This is a genomic window from Marinomonas sp. NPDC078689 (assembly GCF_044542435.1).
GTDB classification, from domain to species: domain Bacteria; phylum Pseudomonadota; class Gammaproteobacteria; order Pseudomonadales; family Marinomonadaceae; genus Marinomonas; species Marinomonas arenicola.
Genome location: NZ_JBITUJ010000011.1, coordinates 13,503 through 33,884 on the forward strand (window position 1 = coordinate 13,503; position 20,382 = coordinate 33,884).

Annotated in this window: 21 protein-coding genes; 11 read left to right on the forward strand and 10 right to left on the reverse strand. The window is 47.0% G+C overall.

What is annotated here, in order from left to right:
* Positions 1 to 89: 89 nt before the first annotated feature.
* The 6 genes from ACIGBN_RS15410 to ACIGBN_RS15435 all read left to right on the forward strand — a co-directional run bounded on the left by ACIGBN_RS15410 (position 90) and on the right by ACIGBN_RS15435 (position 3,489).
* The gene (locus ACIGBN_RS15410) at positions 90 to 722 is read left to right on the forward strand and encodes an RNA polymerase factor sigma-70 (protein WP_396666425.1); all 633 of its coding nucleotides are present in this window, start codon (positions 90 to 92) and stop codon (positions 720 to 722) included.
* The gene (locus tag ACIGBN_RS15415; RefSeq protein WP_133002377.1) at positions 719 to 904 is read left to right on the forward strand and encodes a zf-HC2 domain-containing protein; all 186 of its coding nucleotides are present in this window, start codon (positions 719 to 721) and stop codon (positions 902 to 904) included. The genes ACIGBN_RS15410 and ACIGBN_RS15415 overlap by 4 nt, the downstream gene beginning before the upstream one ends.
* Positions 905 to 1,041: 137 nt before the next feature.
* Positions 1,042 to 1,317 (forward strand): DUF2282 domain-containing protein, encoded by a 276-nt coding sequence (locus ACIGBN_RS15420; RefSeq protein ID WP_133002376.1) that lies wholly within the window; start codon positions 1,042 to 1,044, stop codon positions 1,315 to 1,317.
* Positions 1,318 to 1,337: 20 nt separating this feature from the next.
* Positions 1,338 to 2,249 carry a DUF692 domain-containing protein gene (locus ACIGBN_RS15425; protein ID WP_396666428.1) on the forward strand — a complete coding sequence of 304 codons (912 nt, stop codon included), beginning with the start codon at positions 1,338 to 1,340 and terminating at the stop codon, positions 2,247 to 2,249.
* A complete protein-coding gene (locus ACIGBN_RS15430) occupies positions 2,233 to 2,997 on the forward strand; it encodes a DNA-binding domain-containing protein (RefSeq protein ID WP_165942957.1) in 765 nt (254 codons plus the stop codon). Before ACIGBN_RS15425 ends, ACIGBN_RS15430 begins: the two co-directional genes overlap by 17 nt.
* A gap of 21 nt (positions 2,998 to 3,018) precedes the next feature.
* Positions 3,019 to 3,489, forward strand: coding sequence for a DoxX family protein (locus ACIGBN_RS15435; RefSeq protein ID WP_133002374.1), 471 nt, complete (start codon positions 3,019 to 3,021; stop codon positions 3,487 to 3,489).
* A 10-nt stretch (positions 3,490 to 3,499) separates the two neighbouring features.
* On the opposite strand, the gene ACIGBN_RS15440 is transcribed toward ACIGBN_RS15435, so the two are convergent.
* The 9 genes from ACIGBN_RS15440 to ACIGBN_RS15480 all read right to left on the reverse strand — a co-directional run bounded on the left by ACIGBN_RS15440 (position 3,500) and on the right by ACIGBN_RS15480 (position 11,720).
* Positions 3,500 to 5,131 carry a methyl-accepting chemotaxis protein gene (locus ACIGBN_RS15440; protein ID WP_396666431.1) on the reverse strand — a complete coding sequence of 544 codons (1,632 nt, stop codon included), beginning with the start codon at positions 5,129 to 5,131 and terminating at the stop codon, positions 3,500 to 3,502.
* A gap of 248 nt (positions 5,132 to 5,379) precedes the next feature.
* Positions 5,380 to 6,174 carry a zinc ABC transporter permease subunit ZnuB gene (gene znuB, locus ACIGBN_RS15445; RefSeq protein ID WP_133002372.1) on the reverse strand — a complete coding sequence of 265 codons (795 nt, stop codon included), beginning with the start codon at positions 6,172 to 6,174 and terminating at the stop codon, positions 5,380 to 5,382.
* A 27-nt stretch (positions 6,175 to 6,201) separates the two neighbouring features.
* Positions 6,202 to 6,978 (reverse strand): zinc ABC transporter ATP-binding protein ZnuC, encoded by a 777-nt coding sequence (znuC, locus tag ACIGBN_RS15450; protein ID WP_133002371.1) that lies wholly within the window; start codon positions 6,976 to 6,978, stop codon positions 6,202 to 6,204.
* The gene (locus ACIGBN_RS15455; protein ID WP_133002370.1) at positions 6,975 to 7,466 is read right to left on the reverse strand and encodes a Fur family transcriptional regulator; all 492 of its coding nucleotides are present in this window, start codon (positions 7,464 to 7,466) and stop codon (positions 6,975 to 6,977) included. The genes znuC and ACIGBN_RS15455 overlap by 4 nt, the downstream gene beginning before the upstream one ends.
* The gene (locus tag ACIGBN_RS15460; protein WP_396666434.1) at positions 7,466 to 8,407 is read right to left on the reverse strand and encodes a nickel/cobalt transporter; all 942 of its coding nucleotides are present in this window, start codon (positions 8,405 to 8,407) and stop codon (positions 7,466 to 7,468) included. The genes ACIGBN_RS15455 and ACIGBN_RS15460 overlap by 1 nt, the downstream gene beginning before the upstream one ends.
* 149 nt (positions 8,408 to 8,556) lie before the next feature.
* Positions 8,557 to 9,168 (reverse strand): MarC family protein, encoded by a 612-nt coding sequence (locus ACIGBN_RS15465; RefSeq protein WP_133002368.1) that lies wholly within the window; start codon positions 9,166 to 9,168, stop codon positions 8,557 to 8,559.
* Between the two features lie 330 nt (positions 9,169 to 9,498).
* Positions 9,499 to 10,134, reverse strand: coding sequence for a LysE family translocator (locus ACIGBN_RS15470; RefSeq protein WP_396666436.1), 636 nt, complete (start codon positions 10,132 to 10,134; stop codon positions 9,499 to 9,501).
* Positions 10,135 to 10,192: 58 nt separating this feature from the next.
* Positions 10,193 to 10,759 carry a DUF1007 family protein gene (locus tag ACIGBN_RS15475; RefSeq protein ID WP_396666438.1) on the reverse strand — a complete coding sequence of 189 codons (567 nt, stop codon included), beginning with the start codon at positions 10,757 to 10,759 and terminating at the stop codon, positions 10,193 to 10,195.
* Between the two features lie 4 nt (positions 10,760 to 10,763).
* The gene (locus tag ACIGBN_RS15480; RefSeq protein WP_133002365.1) at positions 10,764 to 11,720 is read right to left on the reverse strand and encodes a homoserine kinase; all 957 of its coding nucleotides are present in this window, start codon (positions 11,718 to 11,720) and stop codon (positions 10,764 to 10,766) included.
* A gap of 275 nt (positions 11,721 to 11,995) precedes the next feature.
* Between ACIGBN_RS15480 and polA the strand changes: the two genes are divergently transcribed.
* The 3 genes from polA (at position 11,996) to ACIGBN_RS15495 (ending at position 16,779) form a co-directional block, all read left to right on the forward strand.
* Positions 11,996 to 14,731, forward strand: a complete 2,736-nt coding sequence (gene polA, locus ACIGBN_RS15485) for a DNA polymerase I (RefSeq protein ID WP_396666512.1) — start codon at positions 11,996 to 11,998, stop codon at positions 14,729 to 14,731.
* 405 nt (positions 14,732 to 15,136) lie between these two features.
* Positions 15,137 to 16,462, forward strand: coding sequence for a type II toxin-antitoxin system HipA family toxin (locus tag ACIGBN_RS15490; RefSeq protein ID WP_396666441.1), 1,326 nt, complete (start codon positions 15,137 to 15,139; stop codon positions 16,460 to 16,462).
* Positions 16,459 to 16,779: a helix-turn-helix transcriptional regulator gene (locus ACIGBN_RS15495; RefSeq protein ID WP_133002363.1), complete on the forward strand. Its 321-nt coding sequence runs from the start codon at positions 16,459 to 16,461 to the stop codon at positions 16,777 to 16,779. Before ACIGBN_RS15490 ends, ACIGBN_RS15495 begins: the two co-directional genes overlap by 4 nt.
* 5 nt (positions 16,780 to 16,784) lie before the next feature.
* Here ACIGBN_RS15495 and ACIGBN_RS15500 read toward each other — a convergent pair whose 3' ends face one another.
* Positions 16,785 to 17,444, reverse strand: coding sequence for a metal-dependent hydrolase (locus tag ACIGBN_RS15500; protein WP_396666443.1), 660 nt, complete (start codon positions 17,442 to 17,444; stop codon positions 16,785 to 16,787).
* A gap of 240 nt (positions 17,445 to 17,684) precedes the next feature.
* On the opposite strand from ACIGBN_RS15500, the gene mtgA reads away from it, so the two are divergent.
* Positions 17,685 to 18,365, forward strand: a complete 681-nt coding sequence (gene mtgA / locus ACIGBN_RS15505; RefSeq protein ID WP_396666445.1) for a monofunctional biosynthetic peptidoglycan transglycosylase — start codon at positions 17,685 to 17,687, stop codon at positions 18,363 to 18,365.
* A gap of 97 nt (positions 18,366 to 18,462) precedes the next feature.
* Positions 18,463 to 20,364, forward strand: coding sequence for a B12-binding domain-containing radical SAM protein (locus tag ACIGBN_RS15510; protein ID WP_396666447.1), 1,902 nt, complete (start codon positions 18,463 to 18,465; stop codon positions 20,362 to 20,364).
* Positions 20,365 to 20,382: the final 18 nt, after the last annotated feature.

A 20,382-nucleotide genomic window follows, 5' to 3' on the forward strand; every position in this document is an offset into this window, starting at 1 on the left:
TACTTTTCTTAGCAAATCTTTTCCTATTACCCGAACATTTAAAGCATTGTGCAGTCTATAATGATGATAATCCATCAGTAGAGGCTTAAATGACAAACGCCAGTATCTCTTCAAACCCTGCACACACACAAGCGGCAAGCATCTTTATGAATGCCGAGTTTATGAATGACCTTCGACTGCAAATGGTAAAATTTGCGCGCATTCAAGTCCGAGATGAACAACTTGCTGAAGACGCTGTGCAAGAGGCCATGCTCTCGGCCTATCAAAATATCGATCGTTTTTCACGCCAAGCGGCACTCAAAACATGGGTCTTTTCCATTCTAAAAAACAAACTCATCGACCTGTTGCGTAAAGAGAAACGTCATACCGCGGCCAGCCAACTAGAAGATGGTCCGAATGTGAATGGCGAAGAGCTGATTGAAGTTTTATTCAACAAACACGGTCATTGGCAAAAAAGTGAGCGCCCTAAAAAATGGGACACGCCGGATCACTGTGTTGAAAACGCACATTTCTGGCGAGTATTTGACGCCTGCCTAAACGCCCTCCCCGAAAAATACAGCCGCTTTTTTATGATGCGAGAATTTCTCGAAATGGACACCGCAGAAATTTGCCATAACGAAGATTTAACCGTAACCAACCTCAATGTCACCCTTTATCGTGCTCGTTTACGGTTAAGAGAATGTCTAGAAGATAACTGGTATCAAGCGGAGAAGCCATCATGATGAGCTGCCACCAAGCCACTCAGTTGTTGTCTGAAAAGTTGGATCGACCACTCGATACGAAAGAAAAAATCGCGCTAGGGGTACACACCACCATGTGTCCACCCTGTCGTCGCTTTGCACAACAGATGGAAGAATTACGTTCTATTTCAAAACGTTATATGAAAGATCCTGACGTAAAATAATTTTTTTCCATTTTTTTCAGCAAATTATGTAATAAAACCTTTTCCGCCCTCGTCAAAGATAGGTAACACAAGCAAAGCATAAGGCATTGCTTGTTACCCCTTTGACATACTAATTAATAGAAAATGAGGATACACCAATGAAAAACACAAAAGCATCTCTAGCCCTAGCACTTGGTACAGCCGTTGCTATCTCTGCGGTATCTGTGCCAGCACAAGCTGCCAGCAAAGAAAAATGTTTCGGCGTGGCATTAGCTGGCCAAAATGATTGTGCAGCAGGCCCAGGCACTTCTTGTGCAGGTACTTCTAAAACAGATTATCAAGGCAATGCTTGGAAAATCGTCCCTGCTGGCACTTGTTTAGAAATGGACTCTAAAACATCACCAACTGGCCACGGCCAATTGAAAGCTTTCTAAGTAAACGGACTCACATTCCCATGTCTCGTTTCACACCAAAAGTCGAAGATGCAATGTTTGCCTCTTCGACCTTTTCATCCCTCTCTGGTATCAGCTTAAAGCCTGCTTATTATCAAGGCATATTAGCGGATCTACCTGAGGTAGGTTTTTTTGAAATTCATGCCGAAAACTATTTAAGTAACGGCGGACCTGCGCGCCATTATCTGCATAAAATCCGCGAGCATTACCCTCTCACCGTACATGGTGTTGGGCTGTCCATTGGTGGTGAAACTCCTCTAAATATCGAACATTTAAAGCGCGTTGCCAAACTGGTTAACGAGCTTCAACCTGCTGTTTTTTCAGAACATTTGGCATGGTCAACGCACCATAGTCAATTCTTAAATGATTTATTACCAGTACCTTATGATGGCCCAACATTAGACCGTGTGTGCCGACATATTGAGCAAGTTCAAGAGTGTCTACAAAGACAAATTCTGCTTGAAAACCCATCGACTTATTTTGAGTTCACACGCAGCGATATGAGCGAAACGGATTTCATTCGTGAAATCGCCAAACGCACTGGCTGCGGCTTATTACTGGATGTGAATAATGTCGAAGTATCTTGTTTTAACAATAGAACCAACCCATACGACTACCTCAATGATTTCCCACTAAATGCCGTGGGGCAAATGCACCTTGCCGGTCACACCTTAGACAGCAACACCACATTGCCATTGAAAATAGACAGTCATGATGAACCAGTCTCCCATGACGTTTGGGCTTTATATCAATACACCTGCCTCCAACTTAATATGATGAACCAAGCTTGCCCGACGCTGATTGAGCGCGATGGCAACCTTCCACCGCTGACCGAGCTACTTGCTGAAGCGCGCTATGCCGACACAATTCGCCAAACGGCGTTGCGGGAGAGTCGCTATGAACAACGAATTTAAAGCGGCTTTATTAGGCGAAGATACCCGCTTTTATCGTGAAATAGACGCCTTATCAATGCAAGAAAAAGAAATTCGATTGAACGTCTACCGGAACAATGTTGTGGTCTCATTGATCGATGCTCTGTCCGATATATTTCCAGTTACTCAGGCATTGGTAGGGGATGATTTCTTTCGTGCCATGGCAAAACAGTACCTGCTCGTTTCGCCACCAGAATCCCCTATTATCAGCGAATATGGTCATCTTTTTTCAGACTTCATTCGTCAATTTGAAGCCGCTCAAAGCTTGCCGTTTCTCGCAGACTTAGCCGCACTCGAATACAGTTTATTGGCACTCACCCATGACACAGAACACGCCACACTAAACCATGAACAAGTAGCAGAAGCCTTTGCTCAAGTGGACGATCCCTCGGCGCTGTATTTAAGCTTACCGCCAACCTCGCAATTACTGGCGTCTCCTTTTGCTATCGGCTCACTCTATCAAGCCCACCGTAACGATGGGCATTTGCGCTTGAATCAGGTTGCCATCAACGAAGGCGAATATTTGCTGCTCGCAAAGTCTCACTTAATTGCCCAATTGCATGTGATTAGCTATGAAGAGGCTCGTTTCTTCAAGCAGTTATTACAGAACAAAAAATTGGAAGAGGCGCTACCAGACTCAGACGATTTCGATCTAGGGGCTACGCTGGCAAAGTTAATAGAATGGAAATTAATTACGAATATCGCTAATCAGCCCTTAGAAGCTGAATAACTGTAAACTGTGGGGTAAAAAATGTTGTCTTTAATATTATCTAAAAGTGATGCTTTGTTTCGTCGCATTCCAGAATCGCTGGTGCTTTTTATCGCAAGATTTGCGATCGCGGCGGTATTCTGGAAATCAGGACAAACCAAAATCGAAGGCTTTGCTCTCGATATTATTAGTGGCCAGATTCAATTAGGCTGGCCACATTTAAAAGATTCCACACTGTTTCTCTTTGAGTTCGAATACAACCTTCCGTTGCTTTCTCCTGCCATTGCCGCTTTGCTGGCAGCGATAGCTGAGCATGTATTGCCCATTTTAATTCTAACAGGCTTCTTTACACGCTTCGCCGCATTAGGCCTAGCAGGCATGACCTTGGTTATCCAACTCTTTATCTATCCAGATGCCTACCCAACCCACGCCACATGGCTCGCTATTGCGTTACTGCTTATGTATCGCGGCGCAGGGGTACTTTCTCTAGATCACTGGCTCCTGAAACGCTAACCCCACCTTACTAACGAGTAGGCAGGGTAAAGATGGAAGTGGCTTCTTTCGTTTGCCCTGCTGAATCAAACAGCTCGTCGGTTAAACGACTCAAGCGTAATGAGGTTTCAGCATTGCTCTGTGTTACCTCCGCAATAAGCGTGGTATGAGTCGCAATGTCCTGCACCTCATTGGCTTGTTGCTGAGCCAGTAAAGACAACTCATCAAGACTGTGTAACGACTCCGCTGAATCCGCCTCTAGCTGACTTAGTGGTATAACCACTTCTTCGATATGCAATACACCTTCACGCATTTTCTCTTGGCCTTTAGACATTTCGTCAGAAAGCTGAATAGACAAGGCGCTGATGTCGGTGATGACTTTATCAATCGACCCAGTCACCTCTGCGGTGCTGGTAGCAAGGTTTCGTACTTCATCTGCGACAACGGCAAAACCTCGACCGCTCTCGCCTGCTCGTGCCGCTTCAATCGACGCGTTTAATGCCAACAAGTTTGTTTGTTCCGCCACATTGCGAATACTATTCACCAAATTAGAAACAGTGGACGCACTTTCTTTCAGTTTGGCGACAGAATGTGATGTTTCTTCAATATAGGCTGCTACAGAGGTAATATCTTGCGCTGCAGATGTAATCACTACCTTGCCCTGCTGTGCCAAGTGGTGAGCAGCTTCCGCTTGATTACGAGACACAGCAACGTGCTCCGCCATCACTTTTACGCCTTCAGAGAGTTCACCGACAGAGCCATGAATGTCATTCGCCATGGTTTGCTGCTGGCTGGAACCTTGCTGTACATCTTCCATGCTTAAACGAATATTTTTGACTGCACCAACAACGGTTTGCGCACTGTTGTCTATTTTTTCGATCACCCCAGCAAGGCTGGTTCGCATACTCACCACACTGTCTACTAGTAAGCCAATTTCGCCTCTTTGCTTAATCGAAATATCATGAGACAAATCGCCTTTGGCAACACGATCCAATAACTGCACCACTTGCCCAAGCGGTTTTACAATACTGCGAGTAATCAAGATAGACATGACCGCACCTATGATAAGCGCCAATACACCTTGCCCAAGAATCAGCATAATGCCAGATTCAGTTTCCGATAAAATCTGTTGCTGTTTGGATTGGATAAGATTTTGCTGACGCTCCGCAAAGACGGAGGTTTGATCTAAAAAGGTTTGCAAATCATTACGAGTTTGCCCAGCCATTAGGCTTTTAGCTTCTTCCAACTCACCCAATTCAAGCGCTTCTACGGTGGCTTGAAGGGCTTTTTGGTAGACTCCTCTCTGTTGCTTTAACTGCTCAACACTGCGCTGATCTTCTGGCAATTTCACCAAGGTTTGCATCTTGGCAAGGCTCTCGTCCATCATCCGATTGCGTTCATCAATTTCTTTATAAATAGAGATGCGGGCTTGTCTCTCTTCAAGGACAAAGAGCATCAAAAGACGACTGGCCAAACTCTCGGCATTCACATTTAGCTCACCGGTCAATTCAACCAGAGCGGCATTTTCACCAACAATACTTTTGATATTGTTAGATAAAAATTGAAAACGTGTCACCGAAAAAAACAACACCGAAAGCAACAACACAAACAGAATTAGATAGCTGCCCCACAGGCGACCTCTAATCGTTGAAAAACCAAGCATAGCATTCCCCACAGTCAAAACGAGATGATAAAACAGTCAAAAGACCCAGTAGACAAAAGTCACAAGGGAAAACCCTATTGGTCTAAGCATAGCAGTAAGACGTTACTAGATATGACGTTACTAGATAAGGCTTTATTACAGATATCAACAAAAAAGAGGAGAACGCTGCTCTAATAAAAGTAATCAGAGCAACGTCTTGTCATCACAAGGAAGGAAAAAGCGCGCTACGGCCGCTTGAATATCAAGCGCTAGGCCGTACGACGCTTTAATGGTGACGTGTAAGCGATCAGGAAGAGTAAAGCGGCACAAACCACCACGCTTGGTCCTGTTGGTGTATCCCAATGATAAGAGGACCACACACCACCACACACCGCCAAGCAGCCTATCGCGCTAGAGATGGCGGCCATCTGAACCGGTGTATTCGATAACTTACGCGCCGTCGCAGCAGGAATAATCATCAACGAAGTAATCAATAACACCCCTACAATTTTCATTGCCACGGCGATGACTAACGCCACCAACAACATCATCAATAAACGAATCGCTTCGACGGGGTAACCTTCTACCTTCGCCAACTCTTCGTTAACCGTGACCGCCAGCAAGGGTTTCCAAAAGGCCACCAGCAACGTCAGTACCGCGAAACCTCCGCCATAAATCCAGTAAAGATCCGTTTGGCTCACCGCCAACAGGTCACCAAACAAATACGCCATCAGATCGATACGAATGTTGTCTAGAAAACTCACCGCGACCAAGCCAAGAGAAAGCGCAGAATGCGCCAAAATCCCCAATAAGGTATCGGTCGCAATAATGTGTTTCTTTTGCAGTGTCACAAGCACCGCGGCCAAGCCAACACACAAAACCACAATCGCCAGATTCAAATTAATATTGAATAAAAAACCCAGCGCTACGCCAAGCAAGGCAGAGTGCGCTAATGTATCGCCAAAATACGCCATGCGACGCCAGACAACAAAGGCGCCTAATGGACCGGCCACTGCCGCCACGCCTAATCCACCAAGCAAGGCTCTGATTAAAAATTCTAACATGCTACCGTTCGCTCCAAAGCCGCACGATTAATGATGAGAGCAATGCGAGTGAGCATTGTCATCTTCAGACAAGATACTGCCATGCTCATTATGAACATGGTCGTGTTGATGGGCATAAATCGCAATCGATTCATCAGCACCTGGAATACCAAACAACGCTTGGTAAGCCGGATGACCTGTCACATGTTGTGGGCTACCTGAACAACAAACATGCTGATTAATACACACCACAGTATCGGTTTTCGCCATCACCAAATGCAGATCATGGGACACCATCAGCACACCGCAATTTAACTCGTTACGAATGCCTTCAATCAGGTTATAAAGCTCTACCTGACCATTCACATCTACCCCTTGAACAGGCTCATCCAAGACCAATAAATTAGGCTTATTCAATAAAGCTCGGGCCAATAAAACACGCTGTGTTTCACCGCCAGATAAGACATGCACTTGAGAATGAATAAGATGAGCAATGCCCACCTTTTCTAACGTGGGTAGAATTTGTTTTTTATCCACTCTGCGCACCAAAGCCAAAAAGTGCTTAACCGTGAGCGGCAACGTTGGGTCGATATGCAACTTCTGAGGCATATAGCCAATACGCAACACTTGATCTCGAATCACTTCGCCTTGCGTCGGCTCTTGCAGCCCTAATAAAGTGCGAATCAAGGTGCTTTTTCCGCTGCCATTCGGACCAATAAGCGTCACAATTTCGCCTTCATTAATGGTCATGTCTATGTTGTCTAATAGGACTCGCCCACCAAATTCGATGCCGATTTTATCAAAGGTAACTAAACGCTGACTCATGCGGAGGCTCCTGCGGCTTTGCAGGCAGAACACAACCCAGTGAGCTCAATGGTTTCTGAGCGTAATTCGAAATCCTGTTCTGCGGCTCTGGCTATCAGCGAGGCGTGAATATCTTGATAATCAAATTCCATAACGTTGTGGCACTCATCACAAATCAAGAAATACCCTTTATGCACTTTATCCGCATGGGCACAGCCTAAAAAGGCATTCATTGACTCGACTTTATGAATCAAACCGGCGGCCAACAAAAAGTCCAACGCACGATAAACGGTTGGTGGCGCCGAGTTAAATCCCTCTTCCGCCAATTTTGCCAACAACTGATACGCACCTAGAGGACGATGGCTTTCCCATATCAACTCTAATGCTCGGCGGCGCACCTTGGTCAAACGCTGCCCTTGTTCAGTACATAACTGTTCTGCGGTTTCTAGCGCCGCTTCAATACAATCGTTATGATTGTGACCCGAGTGTGGGTGATGTTCTTCACTCATTAGAAGACCCTTCCTGCATTACTGCTGTAACTCCATATCATTGAGATACTGATAATAATCAAGACGATAGCGGCAAAAAAACCAAAGCCTCGGGACAGTTTTTGTCGCCAGACACTTTGCTTGCCCCCCATTAAAAAACTACTGTCGCGGATTATCACGCTGACCGTAGCCAGCCCCGCAACGGTTATTGCAGTACCAAGAGACATCGCCAGTGTTGCCAATATTCCCCAGTGAAAAATGCCGGCGCTCATCGAAAACAACAACACCAGAACAGCCCCACTGCAAGGGCGAATACCCACTGCTAAAATCATCGCGAACACACTACGTCGGTCTGCAGCCTGCTCTTCTTTCATACTGACCTGTGCGTGGTCGTGGTCGTGGTCGTGGTCGTGGTCGTGGTCGTGGTCGTGGTCGTGGTCGTGGTCGTGGGAATGATCATGACCACAACTCGATTTGCCACGGACTAAACGCGTGAACATCCACACCCCAATTAACCCGACTGCCGCAAAACTCGCCAATTCGAAAAACCGACTAATCTGCATCGCTTTGCCAGCCAGAGAAAACAGTTGCCCAACGATGACCATCAATAACACCGCCATCAAGCCTTGCACTGCTGCACACAAAAAAGATAAGCCGATGCCGCGACGCAATGGCGCTCGACTTGCAAGCATGTACGCCGAGATCACAGCTTTGCCATGGCCTGGCCCTGCCGCATGAAAAATGCCGTATAGAAAGCTTGCCGACACCAAGCTCCACAACACCAGAGGACTGCCATCTTGGCTTAACTTCTGCACCGCCGTCGCGAGCTCGCGATGCAAGCTCACTTGCTCAAACACAATCCAGTGAATGAAGGCATCGTAACCAAATAGGCTGGTCGCCGCATAAACCGGAGCGACGCAAAAAAGGCAGGATAAACAGAAAAGAACGGCGTTTCTCGCCATGACGCACTCACTTCAATGGATTAATTCTTGTTATACTATAACAAAAGAAAATCAAGAAGAAGTACAAACGATCAAACGCCTTTTTTGAACCCTATTCGATGGGCTGTTTTGCTCACTAAAAAGCAACATAAATAGCCCCATAAAACCGTCTAGCTGGCGATAGGTTTTAAAAAGCCCATCAGACCGCTCATGAAAATTTGAGACGCCATGGCCGCTAGAATCAAACCGGTAATCTTTGAAAGCACATTCAATCCGGTACGGCCCAAAAGACGCTCTATCAAAGACGCGGAGTACAAAATCAGCGTCAAACTCGCCAACGCCAACAGCAAACCACCTAACCCCAGCGCCATTTCCCAGCCATGAAGTTCTGCACCATAAACCAGAATCGTACCAATCGTTGCCGGACCAATAATAATCGGCACAGCCAATGGCACAACAGACACGTCTTCACGCTCTTCACTTGGCATCCCTACGGCATGATTTCTCGTGCCATCTCTGACCAGACTCAAGGCCGACAAAAACAACAACACGCCTGAACCAATACGAAAGGCATCTAGGGTAATGCCTAGCACGGCAAACAAGCTGCCGCCGAAGAAAAACAACACAAACGAAATCACCACAGACGAGATAATGGCTTTATTTGCCACTTGTCGACGCACCGCAGAGGTTTCACCTCGGGTCAGTGCCAAAAACATCGATAGCACAAAGAATGGGGCAAACAGGAAAAAGAATTTAATCCAAGTGGAGATCAATAGGCTCATTTAGGGAAGTACCAGAAAAAGCAATCAGCGCATAAGCCAATTACCGATTTATCTTAAGCCTTGCGAGGTCATCGTTAAGGCCTACCTCATTTAACCCGCTTGTGGCGTCTTAAATGTTTGTCTAGAAGGCGTCTTCATAGACACGATAATTCTAGCAAAATAACGTCAAATATCGATGTTTAAATAGGCAAACAAAAAAGAAAAACCGGCACAAAGTGAGACTTTTTGCCGGTTGTTTTTCTGGCAATTCGATTACGCCCTAAAGGCTTAGCCTTTGGCTGCAAAACATCGCCCTAGTCGAATAAGGTTTAGCGCTGGGTTAGCGCGAGCTTAGCGCTGGGTTAGCGCGAGCTTAGCGCCGAAACCTAACAAGAGTAATCCGGTTACGCTGTCTAACACTTGCGCCACTCTTGGACGCGCTAGCCAAACACGCGCTTTGTGCACCATTAGCGCTAAAAAGGTTTGCCACACCATCGCGATCACAAAGTGAAGCGACGCCATAAACAAGGATTGCGCTAAGGCAGAATGGCTTGGATCAATAAACTGCGGCAAAAAAGCCATGTAGAAAATAATCGGCTTAGGGTTCAATACATTGGACAAAATACCTTGGCGAAAACTTCCCCAACCCGTCATTGCTTTGCTGGGTTTAGCGTCTTTAAAAGACATGCCAGTAGGTCTAATAGCACTGCGAATCGCTTGCACCCCTAAATACACCAGATACGCCGCACCCAGTAATTTAAACGCCGTAAATAAGTTCGCTGAGCCTAATAAGATCACCGACAACCCAAGCGCTGATAGCGTCGCGTGGGCAAATAATCCCATGCAAATTCCCAAGCTCGTCAAGAAACCCAGACGCCAACCACCCGCAGCGGCATTACGCATCACAAGAATCGTATCCACTCCCGGGCTCATGGTCAGTACAGTAATAGCAGCCAAGAACGGCAACCAGTGAAAATGCTCTAGCATCTAGACTCTCCAGTTTAACGGCAATATAAAGGATAATAATCAGTCGGGATAAAACCCGTTAAGGCTGACAACTCAAATCTATCCAGGTCTCAATACCTTGCTCTTTGGCATCATGATCTACTGGTGTGCAAATCTCCGCCAAGGCGCCCGATAGGCGTAATAAACCTTCTTCCAATGGCACCATAGCAAAATAATACTCAGGGTCACCAAATGCCATACTTAACGTCGTTTTTTCTATATTTACCGGCGCATCCAAGCTGACTTTAAGTGTCATCCAGAGCATTTTGTCCTTCATACCAAAGTCGGTAATAGTGACGGATTTTGGCTTTATTATCTTATCTGCTGCCTTTAGGTGAACAAAGTAATCGTCTTTTTTGAGGTTTTGTAACCCTTCTAACAACTCGGCTCGTTCATTACCGGTGAACTGACCATCCGCGTTTTCATCATACGCTTCAAGTAAGCTCAACGAGGTGAACACATCCCACGACCACGTCGCATTCAGAGTGTCTACGGTCGGTGAATCCACGACCGCTTGGTATTGAACATCCACCCAAATATGCGGATGCGCCAACGCCGAGTTCGCGCCAAGTAGCGCAAACCATAAAACCCCAATCAAGCGAAACACGTGATTACTCCATTAACGCAGGTGCATGACGCACTCGCGCTTCTAAAATACGCTGAAACTCTTTTGGATCATGCTGTTGCGCCAAACGCTCAGGGTCCCCTTTTGCACCATGCCACGCCTCAAGACGAGACAGCCAAAAGCGCACTGCGGCAATGCGTAACATGTGTGGCCAGGCAAGAATCTCTTCTGCATTAGGACGGCGCTCGTGAATATAAGAATGCAACAAGGCGCGATATTTCTCCATATCCAGCTCACCGGTGTCGATGTCAGAACACCAGTCGTTCACCACAATGGCCAGATCGTACATTACCCAAGAATGGCAGGCGTTGTAAAAGTCGATAATCGCCGACAGTTGGCTTCCTTCAAACAGAGTATTGTTAAAAAACAAATCCCCGTGAATGGTCGCTTTAGGCAAATCAGGATGCTGCTTTACAAAGTCATCAAAGGCTTCAATTTGTGACAACAAAAGATGCGCTTGTTCTGGCTCTAATTCAGGGGCAAGCGCCTGACTGGTGGTTTTCCACCATGTCTCTCCGCGATGACTTTCACGATGCTCAGGAAAATCTTCTCCCGCGATATGTAGCTGCGCTAAGGCAGACCCCATCAGACGACAACTTTCTACGCTGGTGCTTTCTAAGCCCTCGCCAGGAAAACAATCCACAATGATCGCTGGACGATCTTTCACGATGCGCAAACGCTCGCCATGAATGTCGATCAGCGCCGCAGGTACGTTAAAGCCTTTGTGTTTAAGGTGCGCAACCACATCTAAAAAGTAAGGCACTTCGTCAAACTCAAACTCTTCAAATAAGGTGAGGACGTATTTACCAGTGGTGGTATTGAGGAAATAATTGGTGTTTTCAACACCGCCAGAAATACCTTGGTACGAAACCAATTCACCTAAATAATAATCAGCCACTAGGGCTTTCATGTCAGAGTCTGAGAGGGAAGTGTAAACAGCCAAGTTTGCTACCTATTGATCGTCAAGGGGATAGAGCGATTAAGAAAACGCCTATGCTCCACAATAAGCGACGAAAGGTCAATTCGAAGTCGCGGAAATCGTCGCTTTCTGCCGCGATTTTCTATTAAACGCGATGCCACGCCCAACAGACCTTTTAACAGTTAAAACGCGATTTAGACTGAAAAAATCCTCGTAAGTGCTTAGAATAGGCGCCAATAATCGCCGATTAATACAGAGGTTTCATTTTGGCTACCGATTCTAAGACACACACTTCACCGATGATTTTGGTAGACGGCTCGTCTTACCTTTACCGAGCATTCCATGCCATTCCACCGATGAGCACCAGCGACGGACAACCGACCAACGCGACTCGTGGTGTGATCAGCATGATACGTAGCCTCATCAAGAGTTACCCAGATTCACCTATGGTCATCATCTTTGACGCCAAGGGTAAAACCTTCCGCGATGAGATTTACAGCGAATACAAAGCACAACGTCCACCTATGCCGGACGATTTACGTCCACAAATCGAGCCGATTCACCGCATGGTAGAAGCCATGGGCTTGCCGCTGGTCATCATCGATGGCGTAGAAGCCGACGACGTCATCGGCACCATCGCCAAACAAGTGGGCGAAACCGGTCGTGAAGTCATCGTATCGACAGGTGACAAAGACATGGCGCAGCTGGTGACAGACAAGGTCACCTTGGTCAACACCATGAATGATACCGTGATGGACATTCAGGGCGTAAAAGACAAGTTCGGCATTCCACCAGAACTCATCATCGATTACCTTGCCCTTATGGGTGACAAGGTCGATAACATTCCAGGCGTGCCGGGGGTTGGTGAAAAAACCGCTCTCGCGCTCTTGCAAGGTTTGGGCAGCATCAAAGAAATCTACACGCGATTAGATGAGATCGCCGGTTTAGGCTTTCGTGGCTCAAAAACCTTAGCGAAAAAAATGGAAGACAACAAAGAAATGGCCGAGTTGTCTTACACGCTAGCGACCATCAAGTGCGATGTGGAACTGCCGTTTAATGCGCTTGAATTGAAAAACAAAGAAGCCGATAAAGACACGCTAAAAGAATGGTTCACCAAACTAGAATTCAAACGCTGGGTGGCCGAACTTGACCAAGCTCCGAGCGTTGAAACTGCCAGCGATACTCTGAATACAGACGGGCAAGTCGCCGTGCCCGTTGCGTCTAACCTTGTCGCAGACTACACCACAGTTTTAGATAAAGAGACCTTCGCCGTTTGGTTTGAGAAAATTCAAAACGCCGAACTCACCGCCTTCGACACCGAAACCACCAGCCTAAACTACATGGCCGCCGAATTAGTCGGCGTGTCTTTCTCAGTTGAAGCCGGCGTTGCCGCGTATGTGCCCTTTGCCCACGACTACGAAGGGGCACCAGAACAGCTCGATCGTGATTGGGTATTAGAACAACTTAAACCTTGGCTAGAAGATGACAGCAAAGCAAAAGTCGGCCAACACCTTAAGTACGACGCTAACGTATTGAATAACTACAAGATTACGCTGCGCGGCATCGCCTACGACACCATGCTGGAATCGTACGTGTACAACTCTGTCAGCTCGCGCCACGACATGGACACGCTGGCGAAAAAGTTCCTCGATCACACCTGCGTAAGTTTTGAAGACTTGGCTGGCAAAGGTAAAAAACAGAAAACCTTTAATGAAATCGACCTAGAACAAGCCGCTTTTTATGCCGCAGAAGACGCCGACATTACCTTGCGACTTCACCAAGCGATTTGGCCACAAGTTGAAAAAACACCTGAACTGGTGAGCATCTTTAAAGACATCGAATGCCCACTTGTACCTGTGTTAGCCAAAATGGAACAAACCGGCGCCTTGATCGACCCAGATTTATTGCATGCGCAAAGCGCTGAAATCGCAGGGAAGTTACAGGAACTGGAGATTAAAGCTCACGAACACGCAGGTGAAAGTTTCAACCTAAGCTCACCAAAACAGCTGCAAGTGATCTTGTTCGAAAAACAAGGTTTGCCTGTCATCAAGAAAACGCCGAAGGGTCAGCCATCTACCGCCGAGCCTATCTTGCAAGAACTGGCACAAGACCACGAACTGCCACGCTTGATCATGGAACACCGCACCTTGTCTAAGTTGAAATCCACTTACACCGACAAGCTGCCAGAAATGATCCAGAAAACCGGCCGTATCCATACCTCTTACCATCAGGCCATCACCGCCACCGGTCGCTTGTCGTCGACTGATCCGAACTTGCAGAACATCCCGATTCGCTCGGCAGAAGGTCGTCGTATTCGCCAAGCCTTCGTTGCACCAACTGGCTACAAGCTGCTCGCAGCCGATTACTCGCAAGTCGAACTTCGCATTATGGCGCACCTGTCACAAGACAAAGGCTTACTCGACGCCTTCACCAGAGACGCCGATGTGCATAAAGCCACCGCAGCAGAAGTGTTTGAAGTGAGCCTAGACGAAGTCACCACCGAACAACGCCGCCGCGCCAAAGCCATCAACTTCGGTTTGATCTACGGCATGTCGGCGTTTGGTTTGGCGAAGCAGCTTGGCATTAGCCGCCCAGAAGCCGCGAAATACATTCAGCGTTATTTCGAGCGCTACCCAGGCGTACAGCAATACATGGAAAACACCCGCGAAGGCGCGAAAGAAAAAGGCTTTGTCGAAACCATCTACGGTCGTCGTTTGTATCTGCCTGACATCAGAGCGAAAAACGCCATGATGCGCCAAGCCGCCGAACGCACCGCGATCAACGCACCGATGCAAGGCTCCGCCGCCGACATCATCAAACGCGCCATGATCAAGATGCACGACTGGCTCGCCGACACCGACCTAGACGTGAAAATGATCATGCAAGTACACGATGAATTGATCTTCGAAGTGGCCGAAAAAGACCTAGACGCCGCCCAAGCAAAAATCACAGACATCATGCAAAACAGCAGCAAAATCGACGTGCCATTGCTAGTAGAAGCGGGAGTTGGAAACAACTGGGACGAGGCGCATTAAGCGCCTCCCCCTAAAAGGGATACCTCAGGGTCAGATGAAAATTTAATCCATCTGACTCGGTTTCCTACCGCGCTTTCTTGGCGTCACTTGCCTACACTTTAGCTTCTCAACCTCCCCTTTAAAACATTCGTTTCCCAGAGCCATATCTGAGTGCATAGCGGATCAAATCCGCCCGAGTTCTTCTTCTGGGATGTGGTATTTGAATAAGGCTTGATAACGCTTCGCTCGCGTTTCCTGCTGACGGCTAAGCTGGCGACCAGTTTTCTGTTTTCATCTGCCCCCAATTTTAAAAATGAGCAATATTATGCTCAAAAATAACGCTAAAAAATATTTTTGAGCAATTTATTTCTCAAAAATTACTTTTAAAGACTATAATGAGCAAAACTATGCTCATGTAGGTATTCGATGAAAACGCTCACTATTCAAGCTCTGACCCAACAGCAATGGCACGATATCGCGACATTGAAGCTACTCAGTCCTGAAAAAGGGATTGCCAGCCCAAGCCGTCTTGGTTATGAGTTTGAATATTCTGTCGAGTGGTTAGACTGTAATGATGAGCATGCTTGCAGCTTAGTACTACCCATACAAATTATGGTTGAACATGAAGCGGATCGTTGGTTTGGTTTTTTAGAAGACATTGTTCCCGCTGGTGCAGCTCGGCGTTATCTAATCGATTTCTGGGGGCTTCAAGCACTTTCTTCTGGTGAACAAGATACCGCCCTATTGGAAAAAGGCACTATCGCACCCGTTGGCAATTTGAGAATTAAAGAATCGCTTCCCAGCTTACCTGCTGATTCTACCCTTCACCTTCGCAAGTTTAATTTAAATGATGTAGCCGAACGCGATTCAAGCTTTCTAGAATACGCTCAAGAAATGGGGGCTATTAGTGGGGGCGCGACTGGCGCAGGTGGTGAAGCACCAAAGCTATTACTGCGCTGTTCTGAGCTAGATGAAGTCTGGATTGACACCTTCCAAGAGCAACACGATATTACTGATATGCATTACTTAGTAAAATTTCCACGAGGTCGAAAGACGCAAGACGATTGCGATATTTTACGAGCGGAATATCACTTCTATCATGAATTAACGGATATGGGATTTAACACGATCAGTACGGAGAAAATGAAGCTGCTTGAAGGTAGCCGCTATCCTTCTCTTTGGCTGCCTAGGTTTGATATTCATTGGAATAAACGCCACTGGGATCGTTACGGTTTGGAGTCTATTTTTTCTGTATTAAACAAACCGGCGGGAAGCTACCTTAATCATTTTGATGTCATCCGCTCTGTGTGCGCTTTGCTGAAAAGACAGTCAGTAGAGTTTGATACTGCTCGGTTTGTTTGCGAATGGTTAACACGCGATCTACTAAACATTGCTTTCGGAAACTCTGATAATCATGGTCGTAATACCGCACTTCTTAAAAAGCCTAGCGGAATTTGGCTATCCCCTATTTATGATTTTGCACCAATGAAAGTAGATCCGGAAGGTGTCACTAGAACAACAAAATGGGGGCCTCCATTTGAAGAAGGTGGAGAGTTCCGCTGGCAATCTATTACTGAAGAACTTAGCGACTTATGCCCGAGTGAAACCTCATTATCAGCATTAAAACAAACAGCACGTCAACTAATTGGCTTACAGCAACGCTTGGAGGCAAGAGGGGTTCCTGAACGAATTTTAGAGGTTATCCAAGTCAAATGGTTAGAAACAAAACTCACCCGTTGGGGGCTTTTATGAGCATGACAGCAGAACAGCGCCAAGCTTTATTAGTAGAGCTTCTACAACAACATATATTAGGTGAGCTCACTCAAGGACAGATGTTAAAACGCCTTCGCAAAGAAGTGCTTGGTTTTTCTCAAACTCGCTATGCAGAGTTAGTCGGAGTCAGCCGTCGCACTTTGACAGACATTGAACAAGACAAGGGTAGTCAGGTTCAGAGTATTATCGATAAAGTGTTTAAACCACTTGGTATGAAATCTGGACTCACGCCGATTCATCCACATGTCGCTAGGCATGTTATGAACATCAGTTCATCGAAAATAACCGAAAACTGATTTTCTCAATGCAATAAAGCAAAAGCAGACACCCAAGCATCTGGCGTTGGGCTGAGCCAGTACCCCACTGCGCAGCCAAGTACTAGCGCCAGCGATGCCAGTGGCTCGCCCCAGTCGGTGAGTTTAAGTGCGGTGCCGAAGGAGCGTTTGATGCGCATGCCTGAGAGTTCGATGCTGTATAGCTCGTCGAGTATCAGGTGTATGGTGGCGCCTAAAAAGGTAAAAGCGCCGATTCCCCAGGCGGTTTTCGCGCTAAGGCCAAACACATGGTATGAGATGGGCACAGCAAGAGCAGCAAACATGACGTTGGCCAGCAAACTGTGCAATGTTCCTCTGTGTATGGTGAGTTGCTCAAACACCCATTGTATTGGGAAGCGTACGATTAGGTAGCCTGCCGCCGCCAGTGCAAGTACTTGCCAATGAGGAAGTTGATTCACCCAAGCGGCGATGATCAAGCCTGCAGCCAGTGCGCCGAACAGGCGAAATACCAGCCGAATGGCAATCGATTCGTCGGCGTCGATATCGGGTAATAGTCCACCTAACGTCCCCGCTAAAGCATAAAGAATGGCGTCGTTCATATTGGCAAAACCCATAACAAAAGCGCAGGCTGCCAAGGGGGCACTAAGCGCGGCAGCCACGGTAACGTGGGTATTAAAATTGGCCATCAGGCGTTGTCCTTGTTGCGATGGTGTAAAAGAAGGGGCACATTGCGACCACTGTGAATTTCGGTGCGCGTATGCTACAGGAATCGAGCAATAGGGTCTGCGCACCAATAAGTAAAAGACCTGATCCTTTCCAGTAAAGAGAACGCCTTAAAGCAATAAATAGGTTAAACATCAACCAGTGAAAAATTGCTATTATAGTCTTTCAGAGAGGTATGGCCTCTTTCCCCCTTGAGGTAATGAATGGCAAAGCGTAAACCGGGTGTTTTCAACAAAGCATGGACTATTTTATGGCGTGTTTTGATCGCGTTTGCTTTGATTCTACTGGTCTTTCGATTTGTGCCGCCACCGACAACGGCGTTTATGTTGCAAAGTGATTATCTGGTGACTCAGCATTGGATCAGTATCGATAAACTGCCACCACAGGTGCCATTAGCGGTTATTGGCTCAGAGGATCAACGCTTTCCCGACCATTTCGGTGTCGATTTTACGGCGATCACCAAAGCGCTTAGCCAATACGATGATGGCGAAGGGCTTCGCGGCGCCAGCACGATTACCCAGCAAACAGCAAAAAATCTGTTTCTGTGGCCAGGACGCAGTTTTATTCGCAAAGGGTTAGAGGCCGGACTAGCCATCAGCCTTGAAGCTATTTGGGGTAAAAAACGCATTTTAGAAGTGTATTTGAACGTCGCAGAATTCGGCAAAGGGATTTATGGTGTCGAAGCCGCTAGCCAGCATTATTTTGGCAAATCTGCTCGCCACCTGACAGCGAACCAAGCCGCCCGATTGGCGGTACTATTACCTAGCCCACGCAAACGTGACCCAAACCGCTTAACCCCGAATCTTCGTCAAAGAGTGGATTGGATTGAGCGGCAAATGCAGCAACTCGGCGCAGGCTACCTAAATCCTATACTCGATAATTAGCAGGATATACCCCTTCTTTACTGCTAGAATGCCCCCTTATTTTATCCGTTGTTACGCTTAAAGGCAGGCTATGACCGTTCTTCTAATGACCCCTCCTATGACTCAGTTAAATACTCCGTATCCGGCGACGGCGTATCTCACTGGTTTTTTACGCTCTCGGGGCTATGAGGCGGTGCAGCGAGATCCTGCCATCGAGCTTTTTCTTGAGATGATGACAGCGCCTGCATTGGATATTATCCGCCAGCATGTAGAGGAAAACTTCGAACAATTTGAAGACGACGAACTGCCCGATGTGATTTTCACCTTCTTAGCGGAATTCGATCGTTACCGCCTTGCGGTTGAGCCTGTCATTCGTTTTTTACAAGGTAAAGATCCAAGCCTAGCGTTGCGTATTATTTCCCGTCGTTTTCTGCCTGAAGGCCCAGCTTTCGACACCATAGAACAAATGGAAGCGGTCTCTGGGGATGTTCTAAAAGCCGCGTTTGGTAACCTAGGGGTACAAGATCAAGCCAAGTATTTGGCTACCTTGTTTATCAATGATTTATCAGCGGTGATCACCCAAGGTGTTGACCCTTATTTCGAAGTAAGCCGTTACGGCGAGCGCCTTGCCGCGGCAAACCCAAGCTTCGACAATCTCTACGATACTCTCATGGGGGAACCTAGTTTTAGTTCTGAGATTTTAGAACAATTGGTCGAGCAGTATTTAGAAGAGACTCAACCCAGTGTGGTCGCTTTAACCGTGCCTTTTCCGGGCAATATGCTCGGCGCACTGCGCATCGCGCAAACCTGTAAAGCGATCAATCCTGATTTGCCCATCGTCATGGGCGGCGGCTTTGTAAACACAGAATTACGTGCTCTCAAAGATACCCGCGTGTTTGAATTTGTTGATTTCATTTGTCTTGATGACGGCGAGCGTCCTTTCATTACTTTGCTGGAATTCTTCGACGGTCAACGAGAAATTGACGAGTTAGTACGTACTTACTTTCTCACAGAAGATCAAAACGGCGAGCCTTATGTGCACTTGAATGACAATAAAGCATTGCACGATATCCCCCAAACCGATGTGGGCACGCCAATCTACGACGGCTTGCCATTAGGCGACTATCTGTCTCTTTGTGAAATGCTTAACCCGATGCACCGCATTTGGAGCGATGGACGCTGGAATAAACTGACCATTGCCCACGGTTGCTATTGGCGCAAATGCAGCTTTTGCGACGTGAGTTTGGATTACATCGACCGCTACGATGCCGCCGGTGCGGACCTGTTAGTCGACCGAATTGAAGAGCTGATCGAAGAAACCGGACAAACTGGATTCCATTTTGTGGATGAAGCCGCGCCACCAAAAGCCTTATTCGCTCTCGCCAATCGTTTGATCGAACGCGGCGTCGTGATCAGTTGGTGGGGCAATATTCGTTTTGAGAAAACCTTCACGCCTGAGCGCTGCCAATTATTGGCAGATTCAGGTTGTATCGCTGTCAGTGGCGGACTTGAAGTCGCGTCAGACCGATTGCTAAAACTGATGAAAAAAGGCGTTAGCGTCGATCAAGTCGCGCGCGTTACGAAAGCGTTTAGTGATGCGGACATTCTGGTTCACGCCTACTTGATGTATGGCTTCCCGACACAAACAGAGCAAGAAACCATTGATGCATTAGAAATGGTTCGACAAATGATGGCACAAGGCTGCTTCCAATCCGCATTTTGGCACAGATTCGCGGCGACGATTCACAGCCCAATCGGGATTAATCCTGACGACTATGGCATCACACTTGCTGAACGCCCTGAGATTTTATTTGCAGAAAACGACGTAGACTTTACAGACCCAACCGGCACTGAGCACGAAATGCTCGGCGAAGGGTTGCGCAAAGCGCTCTACAATTACATGCACGGTATTGGCTTTGATCAGCCAATGGATTTCTGGTTTGAACGACCGGTGGCACGCACCACCATGCGACAGGATCTAATTGCCAAAGCCGTCAATGATGTGATTGCTCGCAGCTAGTCACATCGCCTAAAAGAA

Bases quoted from the DNA above. Each gene is read 5' to 3' on its own strand.
- polA (WP_396666512.1), top strand. From the start codon at position 11,996: ATGATTTTGGTAGACGGCTCGTCTTACCTTTACCGAGCATTCCATGCC.
- ACIGBN_RS15425 (WP_396666428.1), top strand. From the start codon at position 1,338: ATGTCTCGTTTCACACCAAAAGTCGAAGATGCAATGTTTGCCTCTTCG.
- ACIGBN_RS15470 (WP_396666436.1), bottom strand. From the start codon at position 10,134: ATGCTAGAGCATTTTCACTGGTTGCCGTTCTTGGCTGCTATTACTGTA.
- ACIGBN_RS15410 (WP_396666425.1), top strand. From the start codon at position 90: ATGACAAACGCCAGTATCTCTTCAAACCCTGCACACACACAAGCGGCA.
- ACIGBN_RS15430 (WP_165942957.1), top strand. From the start codon at position 2,233: ATGAACAACGAATTTAAAGCGGCTTTATTAGGCGAAGATACCCGCTTT.
- ACIGBN_RS15455 (WP_133002370.1), bottom strand. From the start codon at position 7,466: ATGAGTGAAGAACATCACCCACACTCGGGTCACAATCATAACGATTGT.
- znuB (WP_133002372.1), bottom strand. From the start codon at position 6,174: ATGTTAGAATTTTTAATCAGAGCCTTGCTTGGTGGATTAGGCGTGGCG.
- mtgA (WP_396666445.1), top strand. From the start codon at position 17,685: ATGGCAAAGCGTAAACCGGGTGTTTTCAACAAAGCATGGACTATTTTA.
- ACIGBN_RS15510 (WP_396666447.1), top strand. From the start codon at position 18,463: ATGACTCAGTTAAATACTCCGTATCCGGCGACGGCGTATCTCACTGGT.
- ACIGBN_RS15465 (WP_133002368.1), bottom strand. From the start codon at position 9,168: ATGAGCCTATTGATCTCCACTTGGATTAAATTCTTTTTCCTGTTTGCC.
- znuC (WP_133002371.1), bottom strand. From the start codon at position 6,978: ATGAGTCAGCGTTTAGTTACCTTTGATAAAATCGGCATCGAATTTGGT.
- ACIGBN_RS15495 (WP_133002363.1), top strand. From the start codon at position 16,459: ATGAGCATGACAGCAGAACAGCGCCAAGCTTTATTAGTAGAGCTTCTA.
- ACIGBN_RS15460 (WP_396666434.1), bottom strand. From the start codon at position 8,407: ATGGCGAGAAACGCCGTTCTTTTCTGTTTATCCTGCCTTTTTTGCGTC.
- ACIGBN_RS15415 (WP_133002377.1), top strand. From the start codon at position 719: ATGATGAGCTGCCACCAAGCCACTCAGTTGTTGTCTGAAAAGTTGGAT.
- ACIGBN_RS15420 (WP_133002376.1), top strand. From the start codon at position 1,042: ATGAAAAACACAAAAGCATCTCTAGCCCTAGCACTTGGTACAGCCGTT.
- ACIGBN_RS15440 (WP_396666431.1), bottom strand. From the start codon at position 5,131: ATGCTTGGTTTTTCAACGATTAGAGGTCGCCTGTGGGGCAGCTATCTA.
- ACIGBN_RS15500 (WP_396666443.1), bottom strand. From the start codon at position 17,444: ATGGCCAATTTTAATACCCACGTTACCGTGGCTGCCGCGCTTAGTGCC.
- ACIGBN_RS15490 (WP_396666441.1), top strand. From the start codon at position 15,137: ATGAAAACGCTCACTATTCAAGCTCTGACCCAACAGCAATGGCACGAT.
- ACIGBN_RS15435 (WP_133002374.1), top strand. From the start codon at position 3,019: ATGTTGTCTTTAATATTATCTAAAAGTGATGCTTTGTTTCGTCGCATT.